The organism is Streptomyces sp. NPDC001339, assembly GCF_042895955.1.
Taxonomy (GTDB): Bacteria; Actinomycetota; Actinomycetes; order Streptomycetales; family Streptomycetaceae; genus Streptomyces.
On sequence record NZ_JBIAWT010000003.1, the window covers coordinates 153,729 to 166,422 of the forward strand.

General features: G+C 72.2%; 11 protein-coding genes. 3 read left to right on the forward strand and 8 right to left on the reverse strand.

Going from position 1 to position 12,694, the window contains the following annotated elements:
* The first annotated feature begins 473 nt into the window (after positions 1–473).
* Both ACFY12_RS09740 and ACFY12_RS09745 read left to right on the forward strand, forming a co-directional pair.
* On the forward strand, positions 474–1,883 hold the full coding sequence (locus ACFY12_RS09740) for a short-chain fatty acyl-CoA regulator family protein (RefSeq protein WP_390715234.1): 1,410 nt from the start codon (positions 474–476) through the stop codon (positions 1,881–1,883).
* Positions 1,884–1,933: 50 nt separating this feature from the next.
* A complete protein-coding gene (locus tag ACFY12_RS09745; RefSeq protein WP_390715235.1) occupies positions 1,934–3,046 on the forward strand; it encodes a CapA family protein in 1,113 nt (370 codons plus the stop codon).
* On the opposite strand, the gene ACFY12_RS09750 is transcribed toward ACFY12_RS09745, so the two are convergent.
* The 4 genes from ACFY12_RS09750 to ACFY12_RS09765 all read right to left on the reverse strand — a co-directional run bounded on the left by ACFY12_RS09750 (position 3,027) and on the right by ACFY12_RS09765 (position 6,690).
* Positions 3,027–3,275, reverse strand: a complete 249-nt coding sequence (locus ACFY12_RS09750; RefSeq protein WP_390715236.1) for a ferredoxin — start codon at positions 3,273–3,275, stop codon at positions 3,027–3,029. The genes ACFY12_RS09745 and ACFY12_RS09750 overlap by 20 nt on opposite strands.
* 55 nt (positions 3,276–3,330) lie before the next feature.
* Positions 3,331–4,551: a cytochrome P450 gene (locus tag ACFY12_RS09755; RefSeq protein ID WP_390715237.1), complete on the reverse strand. Its 1,221-nt coding sequence runs from the start codon at positions 4,549–4,551 to the stop codon at positions 3,331–3,333.
* Positions 4,552–4,744: 193 nt separating this feature from the next.
* On the reverse strand, positions 4,745–6,010 hold the full coding sequence (locus ACFY12_RS09760; RefSeq protein ID WP_390715238.1) for an acyl-CoA dehydrogenase family protein: 1,266 nt from the start codon (positions 6,008–6,010) through the stop codon (positions 4,745–4,747).
* 218 nt (positions 6,011–6,228) lie between these two features.
* Complete coding sequence (locus ACFY12_RS09765) at positions 6,229–6,690, reverse strand: RrF2 family transcriptional regulator (protein ID WP_390715239.1); 462 nt, start codon at positions 6,688–6,690, stop codon at positions 6,229–6,231.
* Positions 6,691–6,842: 152 nt separating this feature from the next.
* Here ACFY12_RS09765 and ACFY12_RS09770 point away from each other — a divergent pair, with 152 nt between their 5' ends.
* Complete coding sequence (locus tag ACFY12_RS09770; protein WP_390715691.1) at positions 6,843–7,352, forward strand: SixA phosphatase family protein; 510 nt, start codon at positions 6,843–6,845, stop codon at positions 7,350–7,352.
* A 45-nt stretch (positions 7,353–7,397) separates the two neighbouring features.
* Here ACFY12_RS09770 and ACFY12_RS09775 read toward each other — a convergent pair whose 3' ends face one another.
* From ACFY12_RS09775 to ACFY12_RS09790, 4 genes are all read right to left on the reverse strand, one after another.
* Positions 7,398–8,516: a S1 family peptidase gene (locus ACFY12_RS09775; RefSeq protein WP_390715240.1), complete on the reverse strand. Its 1,119-nt coding sequence runs from the start codon at positions 8,514–8,516 to the stop codon at positions 7,398–7,400.
* Positions 8,517–8,736: 220 nt separating this feature from the next.
* Positions 8,737–10,977: a xanthine dehydrogenase family protein molybdopterin-binding subunit gene (locus ACFY12_RS09780; RefSeq protein ID WP_390715241.1), complete on the reverse strand. Its 2,241-nt coding sequence runs from the start codon at positions 10,975–10,977 to the stop codon at positions 8,737–8,739.
* Positions 10,974–11,969 carry an FAD binding domain-containing protein gene (locus ACFY12_RS09785; protein WP_390715242.1) on the reverse strand — a complete coding sequence of 332 codons (996 nt, stop codon included), beginning with the start codon at positions 11,967–11,969 and terminating at the stop codon, positions 10,974–10,976. Before ACFY12_RS09785 ends, ACFY12_RS09780 begins: the two co-directional genes overlap by 4 nt.
* 41 nt (positions 11,970–12,010) lie before the next feature.
* Positions 12,011–12,541 carry a (2Fe-2S)-binding protein gene (locus tag ACFY12_RS09790; protein WP_390715243.1) on the reverse strand — a complete coding sequence of 177 codons (531 nt, stop codon included), beginning with the start codon at positions 12,539–12,541 and terminating at the stop codon, positions 12,011–12,013.
* Between the last annotated feature and the right edge of the window lie 153 nt (positions 12,542–12,694).

Sequence of the window (12,694 nt, forward strand, 5' to 3'; positions counted from 1 at the left end):
GCCTGAAATCGCTGTGGATCGTGTGCCCGTGGGCCATATGGCCCTGGGACCGTGTGCCGGTGAACTGATTGCCTGTGAAGCGTGTGTCCGTGAACTGCCCTGGAACGGTGTGCCTGTGAACGGTGCGAAGGGCGCGTCACTGAGTGCCATACCGTCCGGTGCGACGCCCGCCGAACCCCGCCCGGTGTTGTGGAGAGGTGAGCAATGCGTCCGGGGGACCGGGCCGGAATTCCGGGACGTACGACGTCAGGGCGTCTGGTCGGTCCCGTGGTTCCGCTCCGGCCACCGGGGTCCGGCGGGCCGCACTACGACTCTGGCATTGGCACTGAGTGCCAACAAGCATGGATGACTGCCAACTTCCGCGCATCTTCCGATGCCTTCTTGCCAACTTTGCCAAGGCTCCTGTCCCTTCGCGCCCGGCGCTTCGTAGGCTCCCTCCGGAACGCACGGAGAGGGCGGAGAGGACGGAACGCTTGAGCAGGACATACGCGGGGGCACGGCTGCGACGGCTGCGCGAGGAGCGACGGCTCAGCCAGGCCGCACTGGCCCGGATGCTCGCGATCTCGCCCAGCTACCTCAACCAGATGGAGCACGACTCACGGCCGCTGACCGTGCCGGTCCTGCTGCGCCTCACCGAGACCTTCGGCGTGGACCCGGGCTTCTTCTCGGAGCGCGACACCAGCCGCCTCCTGGCCGACCTGCGCGAGGCGCTCGCGGACGAGGTCACCGCCGCCCGGGTGTCGCCCGCGGACCTCTCGGAACTGGCCTCCCGGCTCCCGGCGGTCGCCGGCGTCCTGCTCGACCTCGGCCGCCGCAACCAGAAGCTGGCCGAGCGCCTGGCCGAGGCGGCACACGGCCGCGACCACGACGACCCGGCCCCGCCGCGCACCCCGCACGAGGAGATCCGGGAGTTCTTCTACCGCCGCCAGAACTACCTGCACGACCTCGACCTCGCGGCCGAATCACTCGCCGGCACCCTCGGCATCCGGCCGGGCGAGGTACTGCCCGCCCTCGCCACCCGGCTCACCGACGCGCACGGCGTCCGCCTCGCCCCCGGCTCCGGCCGCCGTCTGCACCACTACGACCCGGCCGCCCGGGTGCTGCACCTGTCCCACCGCCTGCGCCCCGGCCAGCAGGCCTTCCGCATGGCCACCCAGCTGGCCCTGCTGGAGTTCGCCGACGAACTGTCCGCGCTCGCCTCCGAGGACTACGAGGAGGGCTCCACCACCTGGTCGCTCGCCCGGATCGGCATCGCCAACTACACCGCCGCCGCACTGATCCTCCCGTACCGCGCCTTCCACATCGCGGCCGAGGAGATGCGCTACGACCTGGAGCGCCTCACCGACCGCTTCGGCCTCGGCTACGAGACGGTCTGCCACCGGCTCAGCACCCTCCAGCGCCCCCGCCTGCGCGGGGTGCCGTTCTCCTTCGTACGTGTCGACCGTGCGGGCAACATGTCCAAACGCCAGTCCGCCACCGGCTTCCACTTCTCCCGCGCGGGCGGCACCTGCCCGCTGTGGAACGTCTACGAGGCGTTCGCCGCGCCCGGCCGTATCCAGGTCCAGATCGCCGCGATGCCGGACGGACAGCGCTACTTGTGGACCGCCCGCACCGTCACCCGGCACCGTGGCGGCTGGGGCGAACCGGGCAAGACCTTCGCCATCGGCCTCGGCTGCGAGATCCGGCACGCCTCCCGGCTCGTCTACTCCGACGGCCTCGACCTCGACAACGCCTCCGCCGCCACCCCCATCGGCATGGGCTGCCGCATCTGCGAACGCCTGGACTGCCCGCAGCGCGCGGTACCGCCCCTGGGACGGCCCCTCGCCATCGACGAGCACAGCAGCACCTTCGTGCCGTACCCCGTCGGGGACGCGCGACCGTGACGCCGGAGATCCGTCAGAAAACGCCCAGCCTGAACGTCTAGCCTGGAGGAGTGGGCGGTGACCCGGTCACCGTGTTCCTCTGCGGTGACGTGATGCTCGGGCGCGGCGTCGACCAGATCCTTCCGCACCCGGGCGACCCCGCGCTGCGTGAGGGCTATGTCCGCGACGCCCGGGTCTACATCGACCTGGCGGAGGTGGTGAACGGTCCCATTCCCCGTCCGGTCGGCTTCGACTGGCCCTGGGGGGAGGCGCTGCGCGTGCTCGACGAGGCCGCGCCCGGCGCCCGGGTGATCAACCTGGAGACCAGCGTCACCCGCAGCGGCTCCTTCGCCCCCGGCAAGGCGGTCCACTACCGCATGAACCCGGCGAACCTCCCCTGTCTGACCGCCGCCCGCCCCGACGTCTGCGTACTGGCCAACAACCACGTTCTGGACTTCGACCGCAGCGGACTGGCCGAGACGCTCGGCACCCTGGCCGGCGCCGGCCTGCGCACGGCGGGGGCCGGCGCGGACGCCGCGGCGGCGGGGCGTCCGGCCGTGGTGCCGCTCGACGGTGGCGGACGGGTGCTGGTCTTCTCCGTCGGGATGCCGTCCAGCGGCATCCCGCACGGCTGGGCCGCGGCCGAGGACCGCAGCGGTGTCGCCTTCGTGGCCGCGCCGACCCGGGACGCCGCGACCGAGCTGGCGGACCGGGTACGGCAGGCCAAGCGCCCCGGCGATATCGCGGTGGTCTCCGTCCACTGGGGTCCCAACTGGGGATATGGCGCCTCCCGTGCCGAGACGGCGTTCGCGCACCACCTCCTCGACGGCGAGGTGGACATCCTTCACGGGCACTCCGCACACCATCCCCGTGGCCTGGAGGTCCACCGGGGAAGGCTCCTGATCCACGGGTGCGGCGACTTCATCGATGACTACGAAGGCATCACCGGCTACGAGGAGTACCGGGACGACCTGCGGCTGCTCTTCCTGGTCTCGGTGGATCCGGACACCGGCCGGCTCCACGACCTGCGGGTCACACCGCTCCAGGCCCGGCAGATGCGGCTGCGGCACCCCTCGCCCGAGGACCTCGGCTGGCTGCGAGGGCTCCTGGACCGGATCAGCACCGGTTTCCACCCGTGCCCCGCGGCCGACCCGGAGGGCGCGTTCACTCTGCGGCCTTCTTGAGGCCCGGCGCGCCGTGCTCGATGTGCTCGGCGGCGTCCTCGATGACCCGGATGACCGAGTTGGGGCACAGGGCCGCCGCACGGCGGGCCGCGTCCGCCAGTTCGGGCGGGGGCTCGTCGTTCAGGACGACGACCGTACCGTCCTCCTCGGACTGGTCGAAGAGCGCGGGAGCGGTGAGGGCGCACTGTCCGGCGCCACGGCAGCGCGAGCGGTCGACGCGGATGCGCATGCTGTGCTCACCCCCAATCGTGTCCGTCCCCCCACGTGTCCGTCCCCACGTGTGCTCACCCCCAGGTGAGCGGCAGGGCGTGCACCCCGTAGATCAACATGTCGTCACGGAAGGGGACTTGGTTCGCCGGTACGGCGAGCCGCAGGTCCGGGAACCGTCCGAAGAGCGCCGGGAAGGCGACCTCCATCTCCACCCGTGCCAGCTGCTGGCCCAGGCACTGGTGGATGCCGTGCCCGAACGCGACATGCTGCGAGGGCTCGCGGGTCACATCGAGCCGGTCGGGCCCGTCGAACTGCTCGGGGTCCCGGTTCGCGGCGGCCAGCGAGGCGACCACGGTCTCCCCGGCGCGGATGCGCCGCCCGGCGATCTCGACATCCTCCTTCGCGACCCGGAGGGTGCCGAACTGCACGATGGTGAGGTAGCGCAGCAGCTCCTCGACGGCGCGCTGGACGCCCTCGGGGTGCGCGCGCAGCGCGGCGAGTTCGCCGGGGTACGACAGCAGGGTGTACGTACCGAGCGCCAGCATGTTCGCGGTGGTCTCATGGCCGGCGACCAGCAGCAGACGCCCGATGCCCGCCAGTTCGTCGTCGCTCAGCGCGTCCTCCGGCGCCTCGGTTCCCCTCGCGATCAGCTGGCTGAGCAGGGCGTCATCGGGACGGGCGCGCTTGGCGACGACGAGGTCGTGCATATACCCGCAGAGCGCCTGGTGTGCCGCGAGCGCTTCGGCCTCGTCCACGTCCAGTCCGAGCAGCGTCCTGCTCCAGCGCTGGAATCCGGCCCGGTCCGCGTACGGGACGCCGAGCAGCTCACAGATGACGAGGGAGGGGATGGGCAGGGCGAAGGCCGGCACGAGGTCCACCGGGGGGCCGCCGCGCTCCATCGCGTCGAGGTGGTCGGCGACGATCCGCTCGACCCGCGGGGCCAGGGCCCGCATCCTCCGCACCGTGAAGTAGCGGGTGAGGATCCGGCGGTAGCGGGTGTGCTCCGGAGGGTCCATCGTCAGCAGCACACCGGCGCGTTGTTCGGCCTCGGCGAGGCGGATCGGGATCCTCCGCAGGGGCAGCGAGGCCCGCCTCCGGTCCGCGCTGAACCGGTCGTCCGCGAGCACCGCGCGGACGTCCCGATGACGGGTGAGCAGCCAGCCGGTCTTGCCGTCGGGGAAGGACAGCCTGCTGACCGGATCCTGCTGCCGCAGCCGTCGGAAATCGTCCGGTGGGTCGAGCGGGCAGCCGCGGCGCGTCGGCAGCGGCGCCGGGGCGAGCCGGGTTGCGCACATCGGAACGCTCCCTCCGTCCGGCGGCGAGAACCACACCTCTCTCCAGAGTGCACCACCACCGGCGCGAACGGCAGCCCCGGCAGCAGCCCCGGCAGTAGCGCCGGTACGGCGTCGGCGCAGGCCTGCTGCCGGCACGCGCCTGCTGGCGACACGGGCTGTCGACTCGGGCTGTCGACAAGGCCTGCCAGGGCGCTCAGATGCGGAGAGTCACGGGCGTACGGGTGCCGTTCAGGTAGTGGTCGCCGATGTCCCGGAGCCGGTGGGTGGGCGAGCCTTGTGCCGTCAGGACGCGCGCGTTGCGCCAGAACCTGTCGAAGCCGGGGTCGCGGGCGGGTACGTCGGTGCCCTCCGTGAGTTCCAGCACGCGGGTGGTGATGTGCATGACGGACCTGCTGGTGACCGCCTCGGCCGCGGCGATCAGGACGGCGATGTCGGCGCGCTCCTCGACGCCGAGTCCGTGCCCCCTGCGCAGCCCTCGCGCCAGGGCCTCCGTCGCCGGTTCGGCCACCGCTGCCGCCGTGTGCGCGGCGGCCACCAGTTCCCCGTAGGCCAGGAGGAGGTACGGATCCCCGCCGGGCCGTCCTTCGTAGGCATCGCCGTCCGTGTCCGCCGGCGGCCAGGTGTGCGGCGTGGTGCGGCTGACGTCCCGGGCCTCGGCCAGCGCTCCTTCGGCGATCCCCAGGCCGACATGGACCAGCGCGAGCCGGAGGGCCAGTGGTGCGAGCGTGGTGAACGGGGAGGCGTCGTGTTCTTCACGCGGGACGGCGCCCAGTACCTGCTCGGGGCGCACCGGGACACCGTCGCATACGAGGGTGCCGGCTCCGGTCAGCCGCTGGCCGAGGCGGTCGTGCGCCGGCTCGGCCAGGACGCCCGGGTGGGCCGGGTCCACGAGGACGATCAGCGACTCGCCGGTTCCGGCACGGACCGCGCCGAGTACCAGCCGGTCGGCGACGGTGACGCCCGCGGGGAAGCTCCGCCGCCCGTCGAGCACATAGCCGTCACGTGCCTGCCCGCCGCGCACCGGAGTGAGGACCGGCCCGGAGCCGGCCTCCGCGGTCTCCGCCCGCGGGACGTCGATACTCCCGCCCCAGAGCCACTGTTCCTCGGCAGCCCGGAGTTCGAGCGCCTCGGCCCTCTCCGGGGTGCCGAAGAGGCGGGCGCTCCACGACAGGACGTAGTGCCGGGCGAGCAGTTCGCCGATGGAGCCGTCGGCCGCCGAGATCTCCCGGACGACGGCACAGGCGGCCCGCCAGTCGGCGCCCCTGCCCGGCGGGCCGGGCGGCAGCAGCAGAGACGGCAGCCCGGCTTCGCGCAGCCGTGCGGCCTCGTCGTACGGCGGCTTGCCCGCCCGGTCGCGGAGGAGCGCGTCGACGGCGAGATCGTCCGCGATCTCACGGGTGACGCGCGGCCATATGCCGTCTTCCGATGGGGGGTTGACCAGATCGGGGGTGGGGCGCACTGCGGAAGTCCTTTCCCAGTTCCCGGTTTCCCTGTTTCCCACTGAATTAGTAGGGAAAGCCTGCGCCCGGAATTCGCCGACAGCAAGAGGGTGTTCACGACGTGGACGATCGGGTCTTGCGATCCGGACACGAGTGGGTTCCGGACAGGAGTGGGTTCCTGACGCGGGTCCGTCCGGCCGCGGGTGGGTCCGGACGGCCGGCGGCCGCGGGGTGCTGACTACGGATTCGTCCAGGCGGCCGGGTCCTCAGCCAGTGCGGAGACCCGGCCGGGCAGTTCGGCCGTGGCGACATCGGCCAGGGACACCCCGTCGAGGATCTGGCGGACGTTGGCCCGCAGCGCCACCCACAGCGGGAGCAGCGACTCGGCGGGGCCGGTGTACGACAGTTCCGGCGGGCGCACGCCGCGTACGGACACCAGCGGGCCGTCCACGACACGGATGACGTCGGCGATGCTGATCGCCTCCGGGGCCTTGGCCAGCCGGTAGCCGCCGTTGCCGCCGCGCTGGCTGAGAACCAGCCCGCCCCGGCGCATATCGTTGAGGATGCTCTCCAGGAACTTGTGCGGAATGTCCTGGGCACGGGCGATGGTCTCCGCCTTGAGCGGCGGTTCCCCGTCCTGGACACCAGCGAGTTGCAGTGCGGCCCGCACCGCGTAGTCAGCTCTGGCCGAAATCCGCATGGCGGCATTATTCCGCAGGGCCGGAACGCCCCGCGCCCACGGGATCCCGCCCCACCCGGCGCGGTGGGTGCGGACGGCCACCCTTGGGTGTGAGGCTGGGAAGTGAGACGCTCGCCCGGTGACGATGGAGGGAGGCGGCCCCCGTGGAGACAATGCGCCGGCTGGTCGTCCTGAGACACGCGAAATCCGCCTGGCCACCGGAGGTGGCGGACCACGACCGGCCCCTCGCCCGACGCGGGCTGCGCGACGCCCCGGCCGCCGGGCGCTGGCTGCGGACCGCCGACTGTGTCCCGGACCTCGTCGTCTGCTCCACCGCCGCACGCGCCCGGCAGACCTGGGAACTCGCCGCCGCGCAGCTCCCGGCCCGGCCCGCTGTCCGCCATGAACCCTGCCTCTACGGCGCCGACCCGGCCGCCCTGCTCGCCGTCGTCCGCGAAACCCCGCCCGACGTGGGCACCTTGCTGCTGGTAGGGCACAACCCCGCGGTCCAGGACCTCGTCCTCCTGCTCGCCCACGAGGCGCTCAGCGACGCCCTCGAACGCACCCGGGAGAAGTTCCCGACCTGCGCGATCGCCGTACTCGCCCAGCAGGACGCCTGGCCGGCGGTCGCTCCGGGACGGGCCCTGCTCACCGACCTGGCCGTGGCGCGCGGGCAGCGGTGAGGACGGCATGCCTCAGGCGTGTCTCGGGCGTGCCTCAGGCGTACGTCAGCCCAGCTTGGCTCCGGTCTTCTCCAGGGCCGCGCGCACCGGCTGGTAGAAGGTTTCGCCCTTCTGGGAGCAGGTGCCCCGGCCGCCCGAGGTGAGACCGAGCGCGGTGTCACCGTCGAAGAGCGGTCCGCCGCTGTCTCCGGGCTCCGCGCAGACGGTGGTCTGGATCAGGCCCTCGACCGCCCCCTCCTGGTAGTTGGCGGTCACGTTGAGCGCGGTGACCTCACCGCCACGGACGTGGGTGGTGCTGCCGCTGCGCTGCACCTTCTGGCCCACGATCGGGTCGGCCGCCTTGGAGATGGGCTGCTGGTTGCCGCTGCCGTTGCCGCCGCCGCTGCTCTTGCTGTGGCCGCTGCTGTAGAGATTCACCGCGCTGGGGTGCACCACATCGGCCGCGGTGTACTTCGCGAGCCCGAAGTCGGAACCGGGGAACTTGTGGTGCTCCGTCACGGCGATCTCGGAACCTCCCATCTGCTCGGACCAGCGCTGCACCGCCTTGGCGCAGTGCCCGGCCGTCAGGACGTACGGCTGGCCGTCCTTGACGACGTTGAAGCCGAGTGAGCAGCGCGCCTGGCTGCCCCAGATGGCGTCGCCACCGGCGATCACCGGCCGGAGTTCGTACGGCGAATGGGTGAGGGTGGCTCGTTCACCCAGTGACGCGGCGGCCGTCCTGAGCCGGTCCAGGTGCTTGCCCTTGACCGTGGGGTCGGCGACGACGACCACCTTGTTGATCCTGGGGTCCATCGCCCAGGACGTCCCCGGGATCCCCGCCTGCTCCTTGAGGGTCGCCCGGGCGGCGTCCAGCGAGGCGAGGGAGTACTTGACGATCCTCGCCTGAGCGCCCGCCGCACGGACCTTGGCGGCGGCGGCCTCACTGGTCACGTTCACCACGAGCTTGCGGTTCTCGGCGTCGTAGAAGGAGCCCGCCTCCTCGCCGCCGAGACTGGAGCGGATCTCCTCGGCGCGCAGTGCGGCCATGGTGGCCGAGGGCGGATCAGGGGGCTGGCCGGCGGCGGCATCGGCGCTCGGCACGGCGAGTACGGCAGTGAGCAGAGCCACCGCCCCGGCACCCGCGACGACGGCGGTGCGAGGCGTGGATACGTGTGTGTACGTCAACTCAGAACCTCTACCTCTGGTGGGGGTGTGCCGGTGAAGGAGGCCCGGGCCCGGAGGACGGGGCCCGGGGGAGCGCCCGGAGGAGGGCCGGGGAAAGGGGTGTTCCCCTGGTATCTGGTGGGAGCTGCTATCCGATTATCGGAGATCATTCCTGCCGCCGCCGGGTGCTACACCCGCTCGCTCGGAGCTCAGCCGGAATCACCTGGACGGTCCTGTCTGTTCAGAGCAGGTCCTCAAGGGTGATCGGCAGCTTGCGGACCCGGCGCCCGGTGGCGTGGTGGATGGCGTTGGCGATGGCCGCGGCGGCGCCGACCAGGCCGACCTCGCCGACGCCCTTGACCCCGAGCGGGTTGACGATCTCGTCCGTCACATCGACGAGTTCGACCTCCACCTCGGGCGCGTCGGCGTTCACCGGTACGAGGTAGTCGCCCAGGCTGGAGGCCACCCAGCGGCCGCGGCGCGGATCCATGGAGTTGGCCTCCAGCAGGGCCTGGCCCAGCCCCCAGAGCATCCCGCCCATCAACTGACTGCGGGCCGTCTTGGGGTTGAGGACCCGGCCGGGGGCGAAGGCGCCGACCATCCGGCGGACCCGGGCCAGGCCGAGGTCGGGGTCGACGGCCACCTCGGCGAACTGCGCGCCGAACGTCATCATCCCGTAGCGGGTGCTCTCGGGAGACGGTGACCAGGCGCCGACCGCTTCGGCGTCGGGCAGGAAGTTCCGGTGCAGCAGCTCGCCGTAGGTCTCCCCGGTATCGGGCGCGTCCCGCAGTATCATCCGGCCGTTCCGGACGGTGATGCCGTCGGGGTCGGCGCCGTGCAGCGGCGACTGGGTGTCCGCGACGGCCTGGGCGACGAGCTGACGGCGCAGAGCGGTGGCCGCGGTGTGCACGGCCGCGCTGATCATGCCCGCTCCCGAGGAGCCGACCGCCGCGGCGATGGTGGGCAGCATGGTGTCACCGCCCTCGAAGCGGCACCGTTCGACGGGGAGCCCGAGGGCGTCGGCGGCGACCTGCGTCATCACCGTGGCGACGCCGGTGCCGAAGTCGGGGGTCGCGGCCTGCACCACGGCCGTGCCGTCGGAGTAGAGCCGGGCCCGGGCCCGCTGCGGGTTGCTCGGGCCGTAGACGGGGTAGCCGGCGCCCGCCATGCCGTAGCCGATGAGCAGGTGGCCGTCGCGGTGCGACCGTGGCTCGGGGTCGCGCCGGTGCCAGCCGAAGCGCTCGGCGCCGCGCTCGTAGCACTCCTTGAGCCCGGTGCTGGACCAGGGGTTGCCGGTGGTGGGATCGGTGTCGGTGTAGTTGCGCAGGCGCAGTTCGATGGGGTCGATGCCCAGTTCATGGGCGAGGTCGTCCATGGTGCTCTCCAGCGCGAACATGCCGGAGGCCTCGCCGGGGGCCCGCATGAAGGTGGGCGTCATCGTGTTCGCGCGGATCAGCCGGTAGACGCCCTCGTAGTTGTCGCAGGCGTAGAACTGGGAGGCGACACCGAGGGAGGGCTCCGCCCAGTCGTCGAAGTGCGAGGTGGGCGAGAGCTTGTGGTGCCGGAGCGCGGTGAGGCGGCCCTCCTTGTCCGCGCCCAGCGTCAGGCGCTGCTCCTGCTCCTCCCGGTGGCCGACCGAGGTGAACATCTGCTCACGGGTGAGGCTGAGCTTGACGGGGCGTCCGACCTGGCGGGCGGCGAGTGCGGCCAGCGCCGGATGCGCCCAGATCATGGCCTTGCAGCCGAAGCTGCCGCCCACGTAGTGCGAGACGACACGGACCTTCGAGGGCGTCAGGCCGAGCAGCGCCGCCACGGTGAGCTGGGTGGCCGCCACCCCCTGGGTGGCGTCGTGGAGGGTGAGCTGGTCACCGTCCCAGGCCGCGGTGGTGGCCGAGGGCTCGATCGGGTTGTGGTTGTTCGCGGCGTAGGTGAACGTGGCGTCGATGCGGACATCGGCCTTCGCCAGCCCCGCCTCGACGTCCCCGCGGGTGCTCCGGCCGGGGACGAAGCCCGCGAAGACCGCCTCGGGCTCGTAGGCGTCCTCCCGTGCCTGGTCGAGCGTGGTGACCGACGGCGTCTCCTCGTACGCGACGCGGACCAGCGCGGCCGCGTGCTGGGCGCGTTCCCAGGTGTCCGCGACCACCATGGCGACGGGCTGTCCCGTGTAGTGCACGACCTCGTCCTGGAACGGGAAGAAGGTCTGCCCCGGGGCGGGCATCCCGGCGAGGGAGGGGATCAGCGGGGGCTGTTCCGCGATCTTGGGCAGGTTCTCGTGGGTGAGGACGGTGAGCACCCCGTCGGCCTGCAGCGCCTCGGAGGAGTCGATACCGGTGACCCGGCCGCTCGGGACGCGGGCGCCGACCAGCACGGCGTACACCATGCCGGTGAGCAGCAGATCCGCGGAGTAGTGCGCGCCGCCGGTGACCTTGTGGCGGCCGTCGACCCGGTCGGTGGGTTGTCCGATCGCGAGGGCAGTGGTCATGACCGGCTCTCCGTGCGGGTGAGCGTCTCCAGGACGCGGACCATGGTCCGCCGGGCCAGTTCGGCCTTGAAGGCGTTGAGCGGTGTGGTGCGGGCGGCGGCGAGCTCCTCATCGGCCGCCCGCCGGAAGGTCTCGGCGTCGGGGGACGCCCCGCGCAGCACCTCCTCCGCGCGGTGGGCGCGCCAGGGCCTGGTGGCCACCCCGCCCAGCGCGAGCCGTACATCGCTGATGACCCCGTCCGCCATGGCCAGCATGCCCGCGACGGAGGCCAGCGCGAACTCGTACGACTCGCGGTCCCGGACCTTCAGATACCGGGATGTGCGTGCCGCGGGCATGCCCGGAACCTCGATCCCCACCACCAACTCACCATGCTCCAGCGGGTGTTCCAGGTGTGGTGTGGTCCCGGGCAGCAGGAAGAACTCGTCGATCGCGTACACCCTCCGGCCACGGGGGCCCTCGGTGTGGATACGGGCCCCCAGGGCCGTCAGCGGGACCGCGACGTCCGACGGGTGGGTGGCGATGCAGTGATCGCTGACGCCGAGGACGGCGTGGCCGCGGTGGAAGCCGTCGAGGGCGGCGCAGCCGCTGCCCGGGTCCCGTTTGTTGCACGGTGACGTCGCGTCGCGGAAGTAACCGCAGCGCACCCGCTGCATCATGTTGCCGCCCATGCTGGCCATATGGCGGAGCTGCGCGGAGGCGCCGAGCTCCAGTGCCTCGGCGATCATCGGGTACCGCTCCCGTACGGCGGGGGCCTCGGCCACCTCGCTCATCCGCGCCAGCGCGCCGATGTACAGGCCGCCGTCCGGCCGGTCCTCGATCTCGGTGAGGGGCAGGTCGTTGATGTCCACGAGCCGGCGCGGCAGCAGCACGTTCTGCCGCAGCAGGTCGATTTCCGTGGTGCCCCCGGCCAGGAAGTCGCTGGTGGGGTCCGCGGCTACGGCGGCGACCGCGTCGGCGACGGCGGTGGCGCGGGAGTAACTGATGGGCCGCACAAGGGCTCCTTAGGTCTGGTCCTCGGGTCGGGTCCGCCGGCCTATCGGCTCCCGTCGCGAACGGTGCGGATGGCGGCCCGGATGTGGGGATAGGCGGCGCAGCGGCAGATGTTGCCGCTCATCCACTCCCCGATCTCGGCATCGTCGGAGGCGTGTCCCTCTTTGAGCAGCGCCACCGCGGACATGATCTGGCCGGGGGTGCAGAAGCCGCACTGGAAGGCGTCCTGCTCGATGAAGGCGCTCTGCATGGCGTGCAGTTCCCCGCCCTCGGCCAGGCCCTCGACGGTGGTCACCTCGTGCCCCTCGCAGGCGATCGCCAGGGTGAGACAGGCGAGCACCCGCCGGTCGTCCACCCACACCGTGCAGGCGCCGCAGGTGCCCTGGTCGCAGCCCTTCTTCGACCCTGTCAGGGCCAGCCGTTCGCGCAGCGCGTCCAGCAGGCTGACCCGCGGTTCGGCGTGGAACGTACGCTCGTCGCCGTTGACCGACAGGGTGATCTTCACCGGGCCGGGGCCGCGTTCCGGCAGCACGACGGCTGCGGGCGCCCGGGACGGGGTGTGCGGAGCGGACACTGACGGACCTCCTCTGACCGGATATTTCATCCTGTTTCATCCGCAGTGCCCCCGCGACCGCTGACCGCCATCGGTGGTCCCCTCGGTCCCCTCGGACCTCTCGGCGCATCGGTGCCCTCGCCGGCGGAGCTCCCTCGCCGCCCCCGGTTCCCG